The 21,691-nt window shown below is 46.0% G+C and carries 22 protein-coding genes; 20 read left to right on the forward strand and 2 right to left on the reverse strand.

The window, feature by feature from the left end:
• The 8 genes from MHI54_RS09905 to MHI54_RS09940 all read left to right on the forward strand — a co-directional run bounded on the left by MHI54_RS09905 (position 1) and on the right by MHI54_RS09940 (position 6,108).
• Entirely contained in the window at positions 1-1,011 is a 1,011-nt protein-coding gene (locus MHI54_RS09905; protein WP_340082941.1) for an ABC transporter ATP-binding protein, read from the forward strand.
• A 2-nt stretch (positions 1,012-1,013) separates the two neighbouring features.
• Complete coding sequence (locus MHI54_RS09910) at positions 1,014-1,970, forward strand: ABC transporter ATP-binding protein (protein ID WP_095217085.1); 957 nt, start codon at positions 1,014-1,016, stop codon at positions 1,968-1,970.
• 19 nt (positions 1,971-1,989) lie between these two features.
• Positions 1,990-3,597, forward strand: a complete 1,608-nt coding sequence (locus tag MHI54_RS09915; protein WP_340081392.1) for a peptide ABC transporter substrate-binding protein — start codon at positions 1,990-1,992, stop codon at positions 3,595-3,597.
• A gap of 70 nt (positions 3,598-3,667) precedes the next feature.
• Entirely contained in the window at positions 3,668-4,036 is a 369-nt protein-coding gene (locus MHI54_RS09920; RefSeq protein WP_095217087.1) for a DUF3899 domain-containing protein, read from the forward strand.
• Between the two features lie 134 nt (positions 4,037-4,170).
• Positions 4,171-4,638: a DUF4879 domain-containing protein gene (locus MHI54_RS09925; RefSeq protein WP_095217088.1), complete on the forward strand. Its 468-nt coding sequence runs from the start codon at positions 4,171-4,173 to the stop codon at positions 4,636-4,638.
• Positions 4,635-5,003, forward strand: coding sequence for a hypothetical protein (locus MHI54_RS09930; protein ID WP_095217089.1), 369 nt, complete (start codon positions 4,635-4,637; stop codon positions 5,001-5,003). The genes MHI54_RS09925 and MHI54_RS09930 overlap by 4 nt, the downstream gene beginning before the upstream one ends.
• A 258-nt stretch (positions 5,004-5,261) precedes the next feature.
• On the forward strand, positions 5,262-5,741 hold the full coding sequence (rlmH, locus tag MHI54_RS09935) for a 23S rRNA (pseudouridine(1915)-N(3))-methyltransferase RlmH (RefSeq protein ID WP_095217090.1): 480 nt from the start codon (positions 5,262-5,264) through the stop codon (positions 5,739-5,741).
• Positions 5,742-5,871: 130 nt separating this feature from the next.
• Complete coding sequence (locus tag MHI54_RS09940; protein ID WP_340081393.1) at positions 5,872-6,108, forward strand: hypothetical protein; 237 nt, start codon at positions 5,872-5,874, stop codon at positions 6,106-6,108.
• Between the two features lie 76 nt (positions 6,109-6,184).
• Here the strand turns inward: MHI54_RS09940 and MHI54_RS09945 are convergent, their stop codons facing one another.
• Positions 6,185-6,328 carry a hypothetical protein gene (locus tag MHI54_RS09945; RefSeq protein WP_340081394.1) on the reverse strand — a complete coding sequence of 48 codons (144 nt, stop codon included), beginning with the start codon at positions 6,326-6,328 and terminating at the stop codon, positions 6,185-6,187.
• Between the two features lie 594 nt (positions 6,329-6,922).
• On the opposite strand from MHI54_RS09945, the gene MHI54_RS09950 reads away from it, so the two are divergent.
• Positions 6,923-8,200 carry a DUF5068 domain-containing protein gene (locus MHI54_RS09950; RefSeq protein WP_340081395.1) on the forward strand — a complete coding sequence of 426 codons (1,278 nt, stop codon included), beginning with the start codon at positions 6,923-6,925 and terminating at the stop codon, positions 8,198-8,200.
• Positions 8,201-8,282: 82 nt separating this feature from the next.
• Here the strand turns inward: MHI54_RS09950 and poxB are convergent, their stop codons facing one another.
• Positions 8,283-10,007, reverse strand: coding sequence for a ubiquinone-dependent pyruvate dehydrogenase (gene poxB, locus MHI54_RS09955; protein ID WP_340081396.1), 1,725 nt, complete (start codon positions 10,005-10,007; stop codon positions 8,283-8,285).
• 491 nt (positions 10,008-10,498) lie between these two features.
• Between poxB and MHI54_RS09960 the strand changes: the two genes are divergently transcribed.
• The 11 genes from MHI54_RS09960 to MHI54_RS10010 all read left to right on the forward strand — a co-directional run bounded on the left by MHI54_RS09960 (position 10,499) and on the right by MHI54_RS10010 (position 21,665).
• Positions 10,499-10,870, forward strand: coding sequence for a DUF956 family protein (locus tag MHI54_RS09960; RefSeq protein ID WP_095216141.1), 372 nt, complete (start codon positions 10,499-10,501; stop codon positions 10,868-10,870).
• Positions 10,871-11,257: 387 nt separating this feature from the next.
• On the forward strand, positions 11,258-12,226 hold the full coding sequence (locus tag MHI54_RS09965) for a mannose/fructose/sorbose PTS transporter subunit IIA (RefSeq protein ID WP_340081398.1): 969 nt from the start codon (positions 11,258-11,260) through the stop codon (positions 12,224-12,226).
• Between the two features lie 40 nt (positions 12,227-12,266).
• Positions 12,267-13,067 (forward strand): PTS mannose/fructose/sorbose transporter subunit IIC, encoded by an 801-nt coding sequence (locus MHI54_RS09970; protein WP_304442500.1) that lies wholly within the window; start codon positions 12,267-12,269, stop codon positions 13,065-13,067.
• A 19-nt stretch (positions 13,068-13,086) separates the two neighbouring features.
• The gene (locus MHI54_RS09975) at positions 13,087-13,998 is read left to right on the forward strand and encodes a PTS system mannose/fructose/sorbose family transporter subunit IID (RefSeq protein ID WP_095216144.1); all 912 of its coding nucleotides are present in this window, start codon (positions 13,087-13,089) and stop codon (positions 13,996-13,998) included.
• 110 nt (positions 13,999-14,108) lie between these two features.
• Positions 14,109-15,125 (forward strand): oxidoreductase, encoded by a 1,017-nt coding sequence (locus MHI54_RS09980; protein WP_095216145.1) that lies wholly within the window; start codon positions 14,109-14,111, stop codon positions 15,123-15,125.
• Between the two features lie 258 nt (positions 15,126-15,383).
• A complete protein-coding gene (locus MHI54_RS09985; protein WP_340081399.1) occupies positions 15,384-16,220 on the forward strand; it encodes a methyl-accepting chemotaxis protein in 837 nt (278 codons plus the stop codon).
• A gap of 11 nt (positions 16,221-16,231) precedes the next feature.
• Entirely contained in the window at positions 16,232-17,059 is an 828-nt protein-coding gene (locus MHI54_RS09990) for a methyl-accepting chemotaxis protein (RefSeq protein ID WP_095216147.1), read from the forward strand.
• Between the two features lie 47 nt (positions 17,060-17,106).
• The gene (locus tag MHI54_RS09995) at positions 17,107-18,123 is read left to right on the forward strand and encodes a 2,3-butanediol dehydrogenase (protein WP_340081400.1); all 1,017 of its coding nucleotides are present in this window, start codon (positions 17,107-17,109) and stop codon (positions 18,121-18,123) included.
• A gap of 208 nt (positions 18,124-18,331) precedes the next feature.
• A complete protein-coding gene (locus tag MHI54_RS10000) occupies positions 18,332-18,637 on the forward strand; it encodes a metal-sensing transcriptional repressor (protein WP_340081402.1) in 306 nt (101 codons plus the stop codon).
• 305 nt (positions 18,638-18,942) lie between these two features.
• A complete protein-coding gene (gene copZ / locus MHI54_RS10005) occupies positions 18,943-19,149 on the forward strand; it encodes a copper chaperone CopZ (protein ID WP_095216150.1) in 207 nt (68 codons plus the stop codon).
• 98 nt (positions 19,150-19,247) lie between these two features.
• Positions 19,248-21,665: a heavy metal translocating P-type ATPase gene (locus MHI54_RS10010; protein WP_340081403.1), complete on the forward strand. Its 2,418-nt coding sequence runs from the start codon at positions 19,248-19,250 to the stop codon at positions 21,663-21,665.
• The last annotated feature ends 26 nt before the right edge of the window (positions 21,666-21,691 follow it).

Consider the following 21,691-nt stretch of genomic DNA (forward strand, 5'->3'; position numbering starts at 1 on the left):
ATGGAACATTTACTGGAAGTGAACAATCTGGAAGTGAGCTTCAAGACATATGGAGGGGAAGTACAAGCAGTGCGGGACGTTTCCTTCCACGTCGATAAGGGGGAAATACTGGCGATAGTCGGGGAAAGCGGCAGCGGAAAAAGTGTCACCGTACAAACCATAATGGGTCTGATCCCGACTCCGCCTGGCAAGATAAGGAACGGGGAAGTGCTGCTGGAAGGGCAGGATCTTCTCCGATTATCCAAACGTGAGATGCAAAAGGTAAAAGGCTCGAGAATCAGCATGGTCTTCCAGGATCCGATGACGTCTTTGAACCCGACGATGAAGGTAGGCAAGCAAATCGCAGAAAGTATCACAGCCCACCAAAAGATAAAGGGGCAGGAAGCGAAAGAGCGCGCCATCGAAATGATCCGCCTGGTCGGTATATCGAACCCTGCCGATCGCTACGACCAGTACCCGCATGAATTCAGCGGCGGGATGCGGCAGCGGATCATGATCGCCATTGCGCTTGCCTGCCATCCGCAGGTGCTCGTGGCAGATGAACCGACGACGGCATTGGACGTAACCATCCAAGCACAAGTATTGGATTTGATGAAGAATCTAAGGGATGAACTGGATACTTCCATTATCTTGATCACCCATGATCTTGGCGTGGTAGCCGAGACAGCCGAACGGGTCGCCGTCATGTATGGCGGTATGATTGTCGAATCGGCACCCGTCACCGAAATTTTCAAGAATCCCAAACACCCTTACACATGGGGGCTGCTGGAGTCGATCCCCGATATCGACGCAACGGATAAAAAGCGCTTGATACCAATCGAAGGAGCACCGCCAGATTTATTCTCACCGCCGAAGGGCTGTCCATTTGCACCGCGATGTAAATATGCCATGGATGTTTGTGTCGAAGCAATGCCGCCTGCTTTTTCCATCGACAAGGCGCATGAGGCAAAATGCTGGCTGAACGATCCCCGGACACCAGCCCTCAAAGAACTGGCGGCAGGGAGGGAATGATCATGACAGAAACCATCGTCCAAATCGAACAAATGAAAAAATATTTTCCCATCGGCAAGGATTTGACTGTCAAATCCGTCGATGACATCTCCATCGGCATCAGGCGCGGGGAAACATTCGGTCTTGTCGGGGAAAGCGGGAGCGGAAAATCGACGCTCGGGAAAACAATCGTCGGACTGGAGGATCCCACATCAGGCAGGATTGTCTACAATGGCCTGGATCTGAGTCAATTGAACAAAAAGCAAAAGAAACAGATAAACCGGGAGATCCAAGTGATTTTCCAGGATCCGCATGCGTCATTGAATCCGCGGATGCGTGTTGGCGATATTATCGCTGAAGGGATCGATGCCCACAAGCTGGCAAAAGGCAAAAGCAGGCAGGACCGCGTCTATGAGCTGCTGGAAAGAGTCGGGCTGCAGCCCCAGCATGCCCAGCGCTACCCGCATGAGTTCAGCGGCGGCCAGCGGCAGCGTATTGGGATTGCCCGGGCGCTGGCGGTCGAGCCGAAGTTCATCGTGGCGGATGAACCTATTTCAGCGCTGGATGTATCGATTCAAGCACAGGTTATCAATCTATTGGAGGATCTAAAAGAACAAGAGGATTTAACGTACTTATTCATTGCGCATGATTTAGGCATGGTCAAGCATATCAGTGACCGAATCGGTGTCATGTATTTAGGGAAAATGATGGAGCTCGCAGATAGCGATGAGCTGTTTCACGACCCACTTCATCCCTATACAAAAGCATTATTATCCGCTATCCCGGTTGCCAACCCGGAAGCGAGGAAGCGGGAAAGGATCGTGCTGGATGGTGATCCGCCAAGTCCGGTAGATCCGCCAAGCGGCTGTCGATTCCGCACCAGATGTCCATTTGCGATGGATGTTTGTGCCCAGGCCGTACCAGAGTGGAGGGAAGTGAAGGACAACCACTGGACAGCGTGTCATCTTTATGATGAATAAAATCAAAGGGGGATTTACGATGAAAAAATGGCTGAAAAGCCTGGCATTGCTCGTATCCGTCGCCGTCTTCGCGGCAGGCTGCAGCGAAGGATCAGGAGGCGGCAGTGCAGACATAGCGCAGGAAATAACAGTGAATGCGATGAGTGAGCCGCCGGATTTGGATCCGGCTCTGGCAACGGATACGACATCCGGCTGGGTGTTGGATCATGTATTTGAAGGGCTTTATACAAAAGATGAGAACGGAAACCCGGTCTTGGGAGCGGCAAGCAATGTCGATGTATCGGAAGATGGCAAAACGTATACGTTCACCATCCGCGACGATGCCAAATGGTCAGATGGCTCGAACGTGACAGCAGGCGATTTCGAATACGCATGGAAACGGGTGCTGAACCCAGACACCGGCAGTTCCTTTGCTTTCTACCTGTATTACCTCAAAGGTGCAGAGGCATACAACAAAGGCGAGGGCTCCGTCGAGGATGTCGGTGTAACGGCACAGGATGATAAAACACTCGTCGTGGAATTGGAAGCACCTCTTGGCTATTTCGATGAACTATTGACGATGTGGACATTCTACCCGGTCAAACAGGATGTCGTGGAAGAGAACAGCGCGTGGTCTGCCGAAGCGGATACATTTGTAAGCAATGGGCCATTCAAGCTGACAAAATGGGCGCATGACAGCGAAGTCGTGATCGAGAAGAACGGAGACTATTGGGATAGCGATGTCGTCAAGCTGGATAAAGTAACCTACAAGATGGTCAATGATGCAACGACGTATTATCAAATGTACAAAACAGGCGAGCTGGATCTCATCCAGACACTGCCATCCGATGTGATCGATCAAGAAAAGGATTCCGAGGAATACAGCGAAGTACCATACTTCGGAACGTATATGTATATGTTTAACGTCGACAAAGAACCATTCACCAATGAGAAAATCAGAAGGGCATTCACGATGGCAGTCGATCGGGAAACATTAACGAAGAACGTGACAAAAGCAGGGGAAACACCAGCGTATGCATTTGTCCCGGAAGGTGTCGAAACACCAGAGGGTGACTTCCGCGAAGCAGGCGGCGCGTACTTTGAAGAAAATGCAGCCGAAGCGAAGAAACTGCTGGAAGAAGGTATGGAAGAAGAAGGCTGGACAGAGCTGCCGGAGGTGAGCATCCTTTATAATACAGCTGAAAACAATAAGAAAGTGGCAGAATCCGTCCAAGCCATGTACAAAGACAATCTCGGCATCGATGTGAAGCTCGAGAACCAAGAGTGGAAAACATACCTGGATACAACCCAGCAGGGCAATTTCCAAATGGCTCGCATGGGCTGGATCGGCGTCCTGGTAGATCCAGTGGTCATCCTCGATTACTACCTGGGCGACAGCCCGAACAACCGCACGAACTGGGTGAACGAGGAGTACGACCAGCTAATGGCCGATGCCAAAGTAGAACAAGACCCAGACAAGCGTTACGAATTGCTGCACCAAGCAGAAGCAGTACTGATGGAGGATCTGCCATTCAACCCGATCTACCATTATACAAATAACTACCTGACATCCCAGAACTTCGAAAACATTGTATACCCGGTAAACCGCTATCCTTACCTGAAATGGGCGGAAAAAGTTTCAGAATAGTATATAATCAAGGAAAGCGGGATCTCTTGCAGGTCCCGCTTTCCCATACATATGAAAGGAGCTTGCAGATATGAAATGGAAGGTATCCCTCTTCTTCCTGACTATGCTTGCCTGGTACAGCGTCACAATGGCAGCCTCATTTTCGCTGGCCGACGTATCCAACACTGCATTTTTGATCGGACTTCTTTTGACTATCATTGCAGCAATCGCACGCATTCTCAACACCGGCTTCCTCACGCCAATGATCCAAGGTTTTCAAATGATCGGACAGCGCATGATCCGGAAATCACGTTCAGCCGAACGCGCAGACAGCCAAATGAAAAACGACCCCGACATCCAAACATTCAAGTCCAGCCTTGCATCTTTTATCATGCAAAGCACGTTTATCATTGGCATCAGCTCGATCCTTACTTCTGTGGTTGGTATATTTATGCTTTAATAAGAGACATAAATTGTGTTATATTCCATGTTTATACAAAAATATTTAGGTTTTATGGAATTATATGTTAATTATTTAATATTCATGCCGATATAAAAGGAGATTAACAATTTCTGAAAAATAAGGAGGAAGTCATGAAGAAAATTATAGCCTTGTTTTTGTTAATCTCGTTAGTCGTTGCTCCATTGTTCTTCAAGGATTCAGCTTCTGCTGCAACTGCGCCAAGATTAACAGAAGTAAGAGTAGTAGCAATCACTTCGGATGGAAATGATTTTGTTTGGGAGAATATTCCTTCTAATTCATTGAAAGCGAGCAAACCGCTTAAGGGTGACACGCTTTATTTGAAGGTACTTTTTATGGGATATCCTAAGGGGTATCTTATTAACAGCGGAGGCGTCAATATTTATCCCAGTACAACCAGATATGATACGGATTACATTGTAGGACGAGACAGGATTGTGAAAGGGTATTATTATTATCTGAAGATTCCTATGGATAAGCTTCCAACAAATACTGTAAATATCACAGGGTTGGATCATCTGTTAGGTACTCCAATTTCTGCTATGCCTATTAGTTTTGATAGAGAGGGTGATGAACAATGACTAACTCAGTCTCCAACGTATACAGCGATGTGACAAAGGATTCCCGATTTTTAGCATTCAGCAGATTAGCCACTGAAAACTATGGGGGGAATCAAGTCTCAGAAGCTAATCGGTACTCCATGAGTTTTCAGGATTATTGTGAAAAACTAGAAAAAGGAGAAGTAGTTGAGCCAAAGAACACCTTGAATAATTACACCAAAGCCAATTGGGATTCCAGAGTGGAACGGGCATTTGAGAAATCTGATTCTGCACTGGGGAATGAGGTTATGAATATCATTAAAAAATCTTATCGATTGGGCTTGGTCGATGAGAATCATACGTTATTAAGATATAAAGCGATTGAAGCATATAAAAACTCCATTTAATCATTTCAAAAGGGCAGCTCTAGCTGCTCTTTTTTGTGATCAATGTTTTGATCTAATACTAGAAAGTGAGCATAGCTTTTGGGTTTCCAGTGACCTAGTGTTAACGCTGATACAGCAGATGAATGAGTATGTTATCGATTTTCGTATTTAAAATTTTTCGCTAACCCTGCCCCATACTTCATAAAACACCGTGTAAACTCCCTCCATCCGCTATATAATGACAGATAAAGACATATTGAACGGAAAGAAGGCATATTCATGAAAATCACCATCATCAGCGTCGGCAAACTAAAAGAAAAATACCTCAAGCAAGGCATCGAGGAATACACCAAACGCCTGAGTTCCTACGCCAAGGTCGACCTGATCGAAGTATCCGACGAAAAAGCCCCCGAAAACTTGAGCGAAGCCGACATGCAAATCGTCAAACAAAAAGAAGGCGATCGCATCCTGTCGAAAATCAACCCCGACGACTACGTCATTTCCCTGGAAATAAAGGGACAAATGATCACATCCGAACAGCTCGCGTCGAAAATTGACAGCCTGGCAACATACGGGAAGAGCAAGATCGTATTCGTCATAGGCGGATCCTTGGGTCTGAGCGAAGAAGTGATGCAGCGAAGTGACTATGCGCTGTCGTTCTCGAAAATGACATTTCCGCATCAGCTGATGAAACTGGTGCTGGTGGAGCAGGTTTATCGAGCGTTTCGGATTATTAAGGGGGAGCCGTATCATAAGTAAACGGGGTTCAAGGACAACCCCTACTTATAACAAGCACGAAAGGCCTTTATGCAAGATGGTTTTATTAATTTGTTCATAGTAGAATATTTCTTTAAGTCACAAATAAATGAATCAGGGGAGGCTCTAAAACATGGGATGGGTAATTACAGGATTGATAATCCTGGGGCTGCTGATATGCTTGGTTTCACAGAGAATTTTCTATATGCTTGTATACTTCGCATTATTATCTGCCGGGCTATTTATTTATAGAGTGGCCAATGGACAATCATTTTGGGAAGCTTTCATTGATTTTGGATTGGTGGATATCGTCATTCTTATTGTTGCATTAGTGATGATAGCAGAAAAATTAAAGAGTGGAAAAGGATGACGTGGAGGTCAGCTTTAAAGTTGGAGTACAAGAAGTATTTTTTAAGCTGCTTGGGCGGCAGTATCTATATCGTTTTTTACTTATCGAATCTTTTAGGTGTGAATATGATTGCTCCAGCATCTCCCTCTTTTTCCACAGTGTTTTTTAAATCACTATACCCAGCTAGTCCGCTTACAATGATCGTGGCGATAAGTACCAGTGAGAAAATCAGCTTTTTCATAAAAACCTCCTAATTATAGAGCCAATGAATAATACTCTGCCGCGAGTTCACATCATTAAAATATTAAAGCTATAATTAGCGTTAATTCTTCTAAAATATTCTGCGTTCCTGCTAAATGCTTCAAATTCAATCTGTCTTCATATATTTAATTCACATCTTCTCTAGATCATTTTCCATCCTTTATGAAGGAGCCGGTTCTTTCAAGGACTGTAACTGCTTATAGGAATTGAATATGGATCGGTATTAATATCTGTATATGAGATAATATGTCCTGTAGTACTAACCTCCCTAAAAACAGGAATATTATTGGTTTTAATTCCATTATTTATATATTTCGGCATGGGTATTGATGGAATTATCATGCGATTCTAGAAGTCTGTATTTCCTCGTTTGGCATAAGGACTCGTTAATCTGGAAGTGGAAAATGAGCAGGGTACTCCCAATTATCCTAGCATTTAGGCACTTTATACTGCTATATGGTCACTGGATATAAAAAAGAGGAAAATCATCTATATTTTTACTACTTTTTACTGATATTGTAAGTTCCCGGGACATGGTACGCTATTTGGGATAAGTTTACATGGAGGATGAAAAATGAATAAGAAATGGATGCTTTTATTTGGCGCATTGCTTTCCGTATTCATCATCAGTGGCTGTGGTGCTGATAAGAAGGCAAGTACGGAAGAGGAACCGGCTGCTGCCGAAGAGAAGGCTGCAGGCAGTGAAGATGAGGCGAAAGCAGTAGATACAGCAGCTGATGCAGATAAGGATGCTTCTGATGGTAAGGAAGAAGCAGCCGATTTCGCTGAACTGATTGATTATATGAAGACGGAAACAGATGCAGAAGAAGCGACGGTTCTCTATGAAAATACCGAGCCGCAGACGCATGAAATGGAAGGGGTGACAGTCTCCTTGGATTCCTATTCTCTTGTCGAGCTGAAGGATTTCCATACAGACTACAGTATTCCTTTCAATGATGAGACGAACGGCGGTGTCATTTTGGCAAGCTACACAGTCAAGAATGACACGGACAAGGATCTTCACTATACACCGTTTATGTATATGAGCTTTACAGGGGCAACAAAGGATTACAACAATTATAAGGATCTTATTCCGGAGGAAGGTCAGCTGCCCACCAAGCTGAGTCCGGATAATAAATACGAGCTTAAAGCAGGGGAAACGATAACTGGAACTTATGCTTATCCGATGGGGGAAACGCATTTGAAGACAGCAATGGAATCCGGTTCGGTCACGGTGGAAGTGCCTGCTCCGACAACTGATCCGGATGATTTAAGCACAGCACTTGGAACGAAGGGGCAGTTCACTATCGATTTGAGTGAAGAAGGAGCAGAAAAAACAGAAGCAAATGCAGTGTTTTATCAGGATTTGGCATCTGTTGATAACATGGGCGAAAAAACCATGATCGAGGAGAAGGAAGGCATCGGGCAAAGCCAGGAGCTGGGGGATGCCACCGTGACATTGGATGGATACCAATTCGCGGAATTCACTCCGAATGAATATGAAGCGCCGCGCTTCGAGAATTTCAAGAATGGCGTTGTCTTGCTGACAGTCCAATTCAATGTGGATAATAAAGGCTCCGATAATATTGGTTTGGATAACATGGGATCCAATCTTTATGTAAACGATGGCTCGCAGTATCAAATGAGTGAACGCATGCTGTCTCCTTATGAATACCAGGAGAGCATTGCTGCCGGGGAATCCGGTGAATTGCTCCAGGTTTTTGTGCTTGATAAAGAGCAATACGAAAAGATCTGGAAGGATAAAGCATTCGAGATCGAGCTTGGACCTTTGTACGATGAGAATGCTGAGGATATTTCCAAAGGCAAGAAAGCAGAATTCAAACTTAAATGATGCAAAACCGGCTGGCAGCTGCCAGCCGGTTTTCTTTATATAAAAAATAAGGTCCGATCCCATTATGGGATCAGACCTATAATTACCGGATTAAATTGGTTTTGGCAAGTTCCACCAATTCATTTCCCCGTCCATTCAATACGGCCTTCAGCATCCAAAGTGTAAAGCCATGCGCCTGTTCGTAAGTGATTTTAGGCGGCAAGGACAGTTCCTGGCGGTTGACGACGGCGTCCACGATGACTGGGCCATCGTATTCATATGCTTCTTTTATGGCGTCCTCCAGGTCGGCAGGATCCTCCACGCGGATGCCTTTGATTCCCATTGCTTCTGCAATGGCTGCAAAATTAGGGCTATCAAGGCCGGTTCCGGTTTCTGGATAACCGGCTGCCTTCATTTCCAGTTCCACGAAGCTCAGGGCGCTGTTATTATAGACCACTGCCTTGACAGGGAGATTGTGCTGGCGAAGTGTCAGCATATCGCCCATCAGCATGGATAATCCGCCATCTCCGCAAAGGGCGACGGTTTGTCTGTCTGGCTGCGCAACGGCGGCTCCGATTGCTTGCGGCAGGGCATTGGCCATCGTGCCGTGGTTGAAGGATCCCAATAGACGTCTTTTGCCGTTCATTTGCAAGTAGCGGGCTGCCCATAGCGTCGGTGTACCCACATCGCATGTATAGACGGTATCCTCATCTGCTAAATCGCTGACAACCTTCGTTAAATACTGCGGGTGGATCGGTTTCCGCCCGGGTTTTCCGACAGCAAGATTATCCAGGTTTTCCCGGACTTTCTTATATGCTTTTACATGTTTCTCTAAATATTTCTCATTATCTTTTTGTTCAATGAGAGGCAGCAGTGCCTCGACCGTTTGTTTTACATCCCCGACAAGGCCGTATGTCAATGGAGTACGGCGGCCGAGATGCTCGGAACGGATGTCCACTTGCAGGACTTTTGCGTTTTTCGGATAGAATTGACGGTATGGGAAGTCGGTGCCGAGCATGAGTAGTACATCGCAATCCATCATGGCTTCATATCCGGAGGAATAGCCGATTAAGCCGGTCAAACCAGCATAATAAGGGTTGTCGTATTCCAGATGTTCTTTCCCGCGAAGCGCAACCACCATCGGTGCGTTCAGCTTGCCGCAAAGCTCCATCAATTGATCATGCGCACCCTCGCAGCCTGCGCCGCAAAGCAAGGTCACTTTTTGTCCTTCATTCAGATAATCCGCCAGGGCGGTCAGCTCTTCCCGGGATGGGTGAATGACCGGTTTGGAGACATGGACAGGTACTTGCGGAACTTTGGCATTGGCATCCAAACCTGCTACGTCCCCAGGTAAAACAAGGACGGAAACGCCTTGTTTCGCGATGGCTTGCTGCATCGCCATATTCACCATCAAGGGCATTTGCTCTGGTCGCTGCACGGTCTCGACAAAGTGGCTGCAATCGTTAAAGAGTATTTCCGGACGCGTTTGCTGAAAGTATTCGCTGCCGATTTCACTGCTCGGAATATGCGCTGCAATCGCAAGTACAGGAATACGGGAACGATGGCAGTCGTACAAGCCATTGATCAGATGCAAGTTTCCCGGACCGCTGCTTCCTGCACAGACAGCAATGCTGTCATTCAATGCAGCATCTGCCCCTGCTGCAAAAGCCGCAACTTCCTCGTGGCGCACGCCGACCCATTCAATCCTTTCCGAGCGTCTGATGGAATCCAATACAGCATTCAACGAGTCCCCTACGATGCCGTAGATTCTTTTTACCCCTGCATTCAATAAAGAATCAATCAATAAATCAGCTATTGTTCTTGGCATGTTTTACCCCTCCATAGTCAGTTATACAATCTGTAATCCCCTTGATACCTGCAAACATGGAACATCGATTTCTTGCTAAGTCGAGCCGTCACTTCCTTTTACCCCTTTTCATCATGAATACTTACGAAAATAATCACCAAGCTGCCCCGAATGAATCGCCGTAACGGCAAAACATCAGGAAAAGGAAACTGTTATAGTTATTTATTTCATCTGTATCATAATGAAAAGCGGACAAAAATTATTCACATTTATATACTACTCCTTACAATCAGTAGTTTACAAGGAATTTGCAAAGTGTTTTTTAATTAAATAAATTAGTTTTATAAACTGTATCAATGAAATATCGATATACGTATAGTACAATTCCCGTAGATGAACCAAACGAAAATAAATGCTTGTTTTGGGCAGGGGATCCTGTCCTGAGTTGCTCCAAGTGATAAAACGTGTATAATACGTTTAAAAGAATCATCAAATGGCTGGGGGGAGAAAGAATGGTACAGTCGATCAATACAAAAGTCGATTTGGTCATCGATGCAACTTCCCATATAGGGATGGCGGCATATGGCAAGATCATGATCGGGGATAAAGGATTCGAATTCTTTAATAATCGCGATGCGCGTAAATTCATCCAGATTCCATGGGAAGAAGTGGATTACGTGATTGCCTCGGTTTTGTTCAAAGGAAAATGGATTCCGCGTTATGCAATCAGGACAAAGCGGAATGGGACATATACATTTTCTTCAAAGGACCCAAAAAGAGTGTTCCGGGCAATGCGTGAATACGTAGATCCCAACCATATGGTCAAATCACTGGGTGTCTTCGATGTTGTCAAACGCGGGTTGAAGAGTAAAGCAAGTAAGTAATATAGTCACATGGAACCCGGATTGGGAGCGGCTTTTCCAGGACTTTTGGCAGAAAAGAAATTTTTCTTGAAAGGGCAAAAGTGGTGTGCTACAATACCTTTGAAAGCTCACTAAAGCAAGGTGCAAATTTTTTTATCATTAAATTAAAGCGCTTGCAATTAAAATGAAATAGCCATTGCAATTATTTTTTTACGTGTTACTGATTCGATCAGGCATGAGTGAAAAAGTATTGATTAAAACGACGTATAGGGTCCATTCATACCTATGCCTTCCTTTAATCTGCTTTTTTGCTCATGCCTTTTTTATGTTTTTTATCGAATGTAACCGCTTTAGATGGGCTGGCCAAGTTTAGTCATGCTTTCAAAAATGCTAATAGGAGGTTAAAAGATGGTAGGAATCATTATTGCCACTCACGGGGAATTTGCCACTGGTATCCTGCAATCCGGGACGATGATCTTTGGAGAGCAAGAGAATGTAAAAGCTGTTACATTGATGCCGAGCGAAGGACCTGCTGATGTGAAGCTGAAGATGGAAAAAGCAATCGCCTCTTTCGACAATCAAGACGAAGTATTATTCTTGGTCGATCTTTGGGGCGGAACACCTTTCAATCAAGCCAACAGCTTGCTTGAGGGGCATGAGGATAAATGGGCGATCGTGGCTGGCTTGAACTTAGCCATGCTGATCGAAACCTTTGCATCTCGTTTCTCCATGAACACGGCACATGAGATTGCCGCGCATATTTTAGGCAGTGCGAAAGAAGCGGTAAAAGTAAAACCGGAGGAACTCGAGCCGGCAGCTCCGGCTGCAGCCGCGGCCGGGCCATCGAATACAGGTGCCCCTGGTACATTTGAATACGTATTGGCACGTATCGATACGCGCTTGCTGCATGGTCAGGTTGCGACTGCTTGGACAAAAAATACACGGCCTACACGCATCATCGTTGTATCTGACGAAGTAGCCAAGGATGATCTGCGTAAGAAGCTGATCCAGCAGGCTGCCCCTTCCGGTGTAAAGGCGCATGTCGTTCCTGTCCATAAGATGATCGAACTTGCAAAAGATGATCAGCATTTTGGCGGTCAGCGCGCACTGCTTCTTTTCGAAAACCCGCAGGATGCGCTCCGGGCGGTTGAGGGAGGCGTTCCGCTCACGACAATCAATGTCGGCTCGATGGCGCACTCACCTGGCAAAGTACAGCCGAATAAGGTGCTGGCCTTCAGCCAGGATGATATCAATACGTTCACCAAGCTGAAAGAGTATGGGGTGAGCTTCGATGTACGTAAAGTTCCGGGTGACTCAAAGGGCAATATGGACGAGATTTTGAAAAGGGCACAAGCGGAATTGAACAAACAGAAATAATCCTGATGATCACATAAAAGGAGGATTAATAATCATGGATTTGACTATGATTCAAATCATATTAGTTGTTATCGTGGCATTCTTGGCTGGTGTGGAAGGAATCCTGGATGAATTCCACTTCCATCAGCCAATCATTGCCTGTACATTGATCGGTTTGGTTACAGGGGAAGTCGTACCATGCCTTATCTTGGGAGGCACCTTGCAGCTGATCGCATTGGGCTGGGCAAACATCGGGGCGGCTGTAGCTCCTGATGCCGCGCTGGCATCGGTTGCATCTGCAATCATTTTGGTTTTAGGCGGTCAAGGGGAAGCGGGCGTTTCTTCTGCCATCGCAATCGCAGTGCCGCTTGCTGTGGCAGGTCTTTTGCTTACCATCATCGTTCGTACGCTTGCAACGGGGATAGTGCACCTGATGGATGCGGCAGCGAAGGAGGGGAACTTCCGGCGAGTTGAAATGTGGCATGTCATCGCTATCATCATGCAAGGACTGCGTATCGCTATCCCGGCAGCATTGATTGTGGCGATTGGTGCTGGTCCGGTTAGAGATTTGCTGGAAGCGATGCCATCCTGGCTGACAGACGGTTTGGCAGTCGGCGGCGGAATGGTGGTAGCTGTCGGTTATGCCATGGTCATCAACATGATGGCGACAAAGGAAGTATGGCCATTCTTTGCAATTGGTTTTGTCTTGGCGACGATTCCATCGATCACACTTTTGGGTCTTGGTGCTATCGGGGTTGCGCTTGCACTTATCTATCTTGCACTTACGAAACAAGGCGGTTCAGGTAATGGCGGTAACGGAAACACTGGCGATCCGTTAGGCGACATCATCGATAACTACTAAAAAAGGGGGAGGAAAAACAATGTCACAAGAATTGAAGTTATCCAAAAGAGATCGTGTTTCTATCTGGTGGCGTTCCACTTTCATTCAAGGTTCCTGGAACTATGAACGTATGCAAAACGGCGGCTGGGCATTTTCCATGATTCCCGCCATCAAAAGATTATATAAAACAAAAGAAGATCGTGCTGCGGCATTGCAGCGTCACTTGGAATTCTTCAATACGCATCCATATGTCGCTTCACCGATCATCGGGGTGACGCTGGCGCTGGAAGAAGAACGTGCCAACGGGGCGCCGGTCGATGACAAGGCCATCCAAGGGGTCAAAGTCGGGATGATGGGACCCTTGGCAGGTATCGGGGATCCGACTTTCTGGTTCACGGTGAAGCCGATCCTTGGTGCTTTGGCTGCTTCCCTTGCTCTGACCGGCAATATACTCGGCCCGATCCTTTACTTCGTGTTATGGAACCTCATCCGCATGGGATTCACCTGGTATACACAGGAGCTCGGTTACAAAGCAGGTTCCAAGATCACCGAAGACTTATCCGGCGGACTGCTGCAGGATATAACCAAAGGCGCCTCGATACTCGGGATGTTCATATTGGGGTCGCTGGTCAACCGATGGGTGTCGGTAGCCTTTACACCGACCGTATCGAAAGTCAAGCTTGATGAAGGCGCTTATATTGACTGGGATAACTTGCCTGAGGGATCGGAAGGAATCAGGACGGCATTGGAACAGCAAGCCGCCGGCCGATCGTTAAGCGAATATCAGGTAACCACCCTGCAAGATAACCTGGATAGCTTGATCCCTGGCTTGGCTGGACTTTTGATCACATTGCTTTGCATGTGGCTGCTGAGGAAGAAGGTTTCTCCGATTGTGATGATCCTTGGATTGTTCGTGATTGGTATTGCCTTCCACGCCATCGGTTTGATGTAATAAGTAATTCGATAAAAAAAGGGAAGTACCTCCTGGTATGATGAACTTATCCATCCTTGGGGGTGCTTTTTCATACAACAGAATCATTCACTATATCTTAGGAGGCTGCTATGCTTACAATCGGTTATATTGGAAATGGGAAAAGCACGAATAGATATCATCTGCCATTTGTACTGCAGCGGGAGAATATAAAGGTAAAGACGATTTATCGGAGGAATCCCGATCGTGATAACTGGGATAAAATCGCAGGGGTGCATTACACGTCTGATGTAAATGAATTATTACAAGACAAGGACATCCAGCTAATTGTGATCTGCACGAAACACGACAGCCATTATGCGTACGCCAAACAAGTATTGGAGCATGACAAGCACTGCTTGGTGGAAAAGCCTTTTATGGAAACCTCTCAGCAGGCAAAGGAAATCTTTGCATTGGCAAAAGAGAAAGGGTTGCTAGTGCAGGCATATCAAAACAGACGCTTTGACAGTGACTTCCTGACGGTGCAGAAGGTCATCGAGGAAGGGAAATTAGGGGACTTGCTGGAAGTGGAAATGCATTATGATTATTATCGGCCCGAAGTACCGGAGTCCGCACATTTCTTTGATCCTGCGGAGTCCTATCTGTACGGTCATGGCTGCCATACCCTGGATCAGGTCATCAGCTATTTCGGAAAGCCTGATCATGTCCATTACGATGTGCGGCAATTATTGGGTCAGGGAAGAATGAATGATTATTTTGATCTGGATTTATATTATGGCAGATTGAAGGTATCGGTTAAATCCAGTTACTTCAGACTGAAAGAAAGACCGAGCTTCGTCGTTCATGGCAAAAAAGGCACCTTTGTGAAAGAAACCAAAGACCGTCAGGAAGAACATTTGAAATTATTCTATATGCCTGATAACAAGGATTTCGGTATCGATACACTCCAGCATTACGGTGTCCTCACCTATATCGATGAGGACGGTACCATCCACGAAGAAAAAGTGAAATCCGTCGATGGCGATTATGGAAGGGTATACGATGACGTATATGAAGCCATCGTCAATGGGAAAGAGAAAACCATCACGGACGAACAGACAGTGCTGCAGATGGAAATGCTGGAGACAGGGGTCAAGAACTTGAAGTAGTATATAAGATTTCCTTTACGTTTGAAAGTGTCCTATATCCATATATACGAATGGGTATAGGACACTTTTTTGAGGTTCTAATTTTTCGATCCGATAATGTTTGATCCATCCATCTAGTTTTCAGCCATTAAATTTGATCGGATTCTGGGTATCATCTATACAAATAGGACTAAAAACAGACTTTTTTTGCATGAAACGTTCAATTTCTAGTCCTTTTTACCGATATAAGGGGAAACCATGTGCGGAGGAGCCCGTTTTATGAATTCTACATTACAAGCAGTAGTCAATATCGCCCCGATTTTAAAAGACACATTGGGTCCGACAGCCGCGATAGGTGTAATGGACACAGAGAAGTTTGTATACTTTGCCCCATCGACGCTTTTGAAGCTGGACGTTCAAGTAGGAAAATCAAGACTGGATGAACATGATGCTTATTTGCGAGCAATCAAAGGTGAATACATCATTTCTAAAACAGAAGATCCAGAAGTATTCGGTGTACCAGTCATGACGTCCATAACGCCGATTCGTGATTTGGAAACGAACGAAATTGCAGGACTGTTGTCTTTATCCCGGACTTTGGAGCATCAGGAAAAGCTGGATAAAGAACTGACCCGGCTGCATGAGGTAATCGACGCATTGCAAGGCAAGGTACAGCATGTAGCTGCCCAGGCAGAAGAGCTTTCCGCCACCAGCAATGACATCAACGGTCAAGCAAACAGTGCAAAGCATAACTCCCGCCAAATAGGTGATGTCGTTCAATTAATCGAGCAAATATCCACACAGACAAATCTTCTGGGATTGAATGCCGCCATTGAAGCAGCTCGTTCTGGTGAAGCAGGAAAAGGCTTTGGTGTGGTGGCAGATGAAATCCGCAAGCTTTCCGACAATACAAAGGAAGCGGTCCAAACCATCGGAAAATCCCTTACAGAAATACAATCCAGCATTGAAAATCTGACACTCAGCATCAATGAAGTCTCTGCTTCATCCGAGGGGCAGTCTGTCATCATGGTCGAATTCATGGATGATATTCAAGCCTTGGATGAAAAGAGCAAACAGATCATCGAAACGATGAAGAAAGTAACTAACCAGGAATAGAGGGGTTGAAAATGCATCTAACATTACAAGCGCTGGTCAAACTAGCACCTGAGATCAAGAAAAACCTAGGGGAAAATTGTGCGGTCGTTGTCACCGATAAAGAGCATTTTCTCTTCTCCTCCCAATCCAAAGACTTGGATTACAGCGTTAAAGTCGGAGATTACGCTTTTACGGATGACAATGATATATTGCGTCAGGCACTTGCAGGAGAAAAAGTGCAAATGCATATTCCAAAGGAACGTTATGGTGTCGGTATACAATACTCTGCCAACCCCATTCGTGATGAACAGGGTGAGATCATCGGTGTTTTCCAAGTCACCAAAACACTGAAGGATGAAGAGATATTAGACCAGGAGCTGGATGGATTACGTGCCATCGTCAGCAGTCTCCAAGGAAAAGTGCAGCAAGTGGCCGCTCAAGCGGAAGAACTTTCCGCTACAAGCACGGATATTAATAGTCAAGCATCCCATGCGAATGCGAATTCTCAGGAAATAAGTAAAGTAGTTCAATTGATTGAGGATATTTCGACACAGACGAACTTGCTTGGCTTGAACGCAGCCATCGAAGCAGCCCGCTCTGGCGATGCCGGCAGGGGATTCGGTGTCGTGGCGGATGAAATTCGCAAGCTTTCCATCGGCACAAAGGAAGCGGTAGGCACTATCGGCCAGTCGCTACAGGAAATCCGGACGAATATGGAGAACCTGACGCTGAGTATCGGTGAGGTATCCACCGCATCGGAAGAGCAATCCCGTGTCATGGTGAAGTTCATGGAAGATATCCAAAATCTTGATGAACAAAGTAATGGTATCGGCCAATACATCAAAGACATCACGAATTAAGAAGGACCAGGAGATAACTAGTTAAAATTTATTGGGGGAATGATTCTATGAAATCTTTAGTATATTATGGATCGAAAAATGTAAAGGTTGAAAATATAGCCGAACCAGAGGTCACACAAGGGACTGTAAAAGTCAAAGTGAAATATGCAGGTATATGCGGTACCAATTTACATGAATACTTACATAAAACCTTTGTCACGGAAGACAAAATGATTTTAGGTCATGAGTTTACAGGGGAAATCGTCGAAGTCGGAGAGGCTGTGACTGGATTCAAGACTGGAGATCGAGTAGCCATTGAACCGATCTGGGGATGCGGCGAGTGTGATACATGCAAAACAGGAAACTATAATATATGTCCTGATATGAAATCTTATGGTATCCACGAGAATGGAGGATTTGCAGAATATGTCGTCGTGAAGGAAGCGAATCTATATGCGCTGCCTGATACCCTAAGCTATGAATTTGCAGCATTAGTGGAGCCTCTCGCTGTCATATTGCAGGCAATCAGAAAAAGCAAATTCAAAATCGGGGATAGCGTCGCCCTATTTGGTGCGGGACCGATCGGATTGCTTTTATCGGAAAGCTTGAGAGCAGCAGGGGCAAGTAAGATCTTTGTGGCTGAAGTCAGTGAAGAGCGCAGGGAGCTGGCATTGAAAATGGGTGCGGATATCGTCATCAACCCTGCCGAGGAAGATGCAGTGCAAGTCATTAAAGATAACACGAATGGCGGCGTGGATGTATCCTTTGATGCTGCAGGTGTGGAAGCTACATTCAACCAAGCTCTTGATTGCATCAAACCTAATGGGGAGTTCATGATTGTCAGTGTGTTCGCAAATCCGATCAATTATCACCCTACAGCGCAAGTAGTCAGTGAGAAAAAGATCAATTCCTCTCTCGGCTACAATAATATCTTCGCTCAAGCAATTGACTTGCTATCCAAGGGATCATTGAATGTCGAGCCCGTCATAACAAGTGTCATTTCCTTGGAGAATATTGTGGAAGATGGATTTGAAAAACTGATAAGCGATAAGAACGAATGCAAAATCCTGGTTCGTCCGAGCTGAGAATAAAGCGGCAGATTCCAATCTGCCGCTTTATTCTATGCAAATTAAAAAATCCAATTTCCCAATCAGTGTGTAGTCTCAGGTTCCGCGTTACGGCTCATTCATTTTCCTAATCCGCGGCCATGTGCTATTATTATATGGTACCCACGTACCGTATAATATGATATTCCGTTATAGATACTCCCCTTTAGGAAAGAAGGTGTTTTACATGAATGATGCAGAAGAAATTAAAGTCACCCATAGATCGACAAACGATAAGGATCAGCTGATTAAACGCTTGAAGCGGATAGAGGGCCAGGTCCGCGGTATCCAAAGCATGATTGAAAATGATCGGTATTGTGTGGATATTCTTACGCAAATCTCCGCCATCAACGCAGCGATGAATAAAGTCGGCTTTCATTTATTGGAGCAGCATACCCACCATTGCGTAGCAGACGCGATAAAGGATGGGGATGGACAAGAAGCCATCCAGGAATTGATGGAAGTAATCAAAAGGTTTTCTAAAACGTCCTGATAGCAGCCAGCCGTTATATGCTGGCTTTCATGCTGTATATTTTTTATACCTGACAAGGGTATGGCAGCATAAGGGCGATGTTAATTGGCGATGCATTTTTTCAGAGGAAAACGGGAATGATCCCAGTAAGTGGTGAGAAGGCTTATTTAAAGGGACAGCCGAAGATACCTTCTCGGTTTGCTGTTTTGGATCAGCCTGCGCCCTGTGTACAAAAATAAAAATGAAACAAAATACTTTAATTACCCTACAGGGGTATGGTAATATGATCGTGAAGATAAAAAACATACATTCAAGGAGGAATTATGATGGAACAAGTCACTCTTAACGTACAAGGAATGTCTTGCGCACATTGCGTAAATGCCATAGAAGGAAATGTCGGTCAGCTTGATGGTGTGGATGCTGTCAAAGTGAACCTCGATGAAGCAAAAGTGGATGTTGCATTCGATCCAAATACAGTAAAACTGAATGAGATCAAGGATGTAATCGAAGAACAGGGTTATGACGTAGAGTAATCCTAAATAGATAGCCGTCATCGGATCGTGCCTGGGCACGGTCTGATTTTTTCAAAAGAATATACCCCTATGAGGTATGAAGGGATGGGAGTGAGAAGATGAGTCAAAAGGAAGCAACCCTGCAAATAACCGGGATGACATGTGCAGCTTGTGCCACAAGGATTGAAAAAGGGCTGAACAAGGTCGAAGGTGTGGAAGAGGCCAATGTCAATCTTGCCCTTGAGAAAACAAGCATCAAATATGATGCAGATGTAACGGACATCACAAAATTCAAGGAAAAAGTGCAGTCCCTGGGTTATGGCATTGCAACGGATAAGGCTGATTTCGATATCACCGGCATGACCTGTGCGGCTTGCGCGAATAGGATTGAAAAGCGTTTGAATAAGCTGGATGGAGTCGATAAAGCGACGGTCAACTTTGCGTTGGAATCCGTCATGGTGGACTATTATCCGGATCAGGTATCGGTTCCTGATATGAAGGAAGCGATACAGAAACTTGGTTATACCCTTGAACAAAAGCAGGATACACAGGGCGGGAAAGTGGACCATCGTCAGAAAGAGATTGAGAAGCAGCAGGGAAAATTCTTGTTTTCCCTGATTTTATCACTTCCATTGCTATGGGCAATGGTCAGTCACTTTACCTTTACATCCTTCATCTGGGTGCCGGATATGTTCCTGGATCCTTGGGTGCAGCTCGCCCTTTCGACGCCTGTCCAATTCATCGTAGGCAGACAATTTTATGTGGGAGCATATAAGGCGTTAAGGAATAAGAGCGCGAACATGGATGTGCTGGTTGCTTTGGGTACTTCGGCTGCTTATTTCTATTCGCTGTATTTGAGCTTTGCATCCATTGGTTCGGATGCGCATATGGTGGAGCTTTATTATGAAACAAGTGCCGTTCTGATCACGTTGATCATTTTAGGTAAACTATTCGAAGCCAAAGCGAAAGGACGCTCGTCCGAGGCTATCAAGAAGCTGATGGGCCTGCAGGCAAAAAACGCGACCGTCCTCCGTGGCGGACAGGAAATGATCATCCCGGTCGAAGAAGTCCTGGAAGCGGATATCGTGTATGTGAAGCCGGGTGAAAAGATCCCCGTTGATGGCGAGATTGTCGAAGGGCAGTCGGCACTTGATGAATCCATGCTGACGGGTGAAAGCATCCCGGTCGATAAATCCATCGGGGACAATGTCATCGGGTCGACGATCAATAAAAATGGTTTCTTGAAAATAAAAGCAACAAAGGTCGGGAAGGACACCGCCTTGGCGCAAATCATCAAGGTGGTGGAAGAAGCACAGGGTTCCAAAGCGCCGATCCAGCGGCTGGCTGATGTTATTTCAGGTATTTTTGTACCGATTGTCGTCGGCATTGCACTTGTAACCTTCCTTATTTGGTATTTTGCCGTAAGTCCCGGCGATTTCGCCGAGGCGCTGGAGAAATTCATTGCCGTACTGGTCATTGCCTGCCCCTGTGCGCTCGGTCTGGCAACACCGACTTCCATCATGGCCGGTTCTGGCCGTGCTGCCGAATTCGGCATCCTGTTCAAAGGCGGGGAGCATCTGGAAGCCACGCATCGTTTGGACACGATCATTCTGGATAAAACCGGGACCGTCACAAATGGTAAGCCTGCCTTGACCGATATTGTGCTGGCAGAAGGTATAGATGAAACAGAATTCCTGAAGCTTGTGGGTACCGCTGAGAGAAATTCGGAACATCCGCTTGCCGAAGCAATCGTCCAAGGCATACAGGAGAAAGGGATCGAGCTTGGTTCCGCGCAAACATTTGAGGCCATCCCTGGATACGGTATCGAAGCATCCGTGGACGGGAAGCAGCTGTTGATTGGCACACGCAGACTCATGCAGAAATATGACATTCATGCAGAGGGCGTGTCAGCAGGAATGGAGCAGCTGGAGAAGCAAGGCAAAACAGCCATGCTGGCAGCCATCGATGGAAACTATGCCGGTATTGTTGCCGTTGCGGACACCATCAAGGAAACTTCAAAAGAAGCCATCAGCCGGCTGCATGAGATGGGCTTGGATGTGGTGATGATCACAGGGGATAACACCCAGACAGCCAAAGCGATCGCCGAGCAGGTCGGCATTGAGCAGGTCATCGCCGAGGTGCTGCCAGAAGGCAAGGCAGACGAGGTGAAAAAACTGCAGCTGGCAGGTAAGAAAGTGGCGATGGTAGGAGATGGCATAAATGATGCCCCTGCCCTTGCGGTAGCCGATATCGGGATGGCGATCGGTACGGGCACCGATGTCGCCATGGAAGCTGCCGATATCACCCTCATCCGCGGGGAATTGACAAGCATTGCGGACGCAATCTATATGAGCAAAAAGACCATCACCAATATCAAGCAAAATCTTTTCTGGGCCCTTGCATACAACAGTCTGGGCGTTCCCGTCGCAGCCATAGGCCTGCTGGCTCCATGGCTGGCAGGAGCAGCGATGGCATTCAGCTCGGTGTCGGTTGTCCTCAATGCATTAAGGCTGCAAAGGACGAAATTGAAAGCATGACCGCAGAAAGAAGGGGCTGCATATGA

It is taken from the genome of Terribacillus sp. FSL K6-0262, assembly GCF_037977385.1.
In the GTDB taxonomy this organism is placed as follows: domain Bacteria; phylum Bacillota; class Bacilli; order Bacillales; family Amphibacillaceae; genus Terribacillus.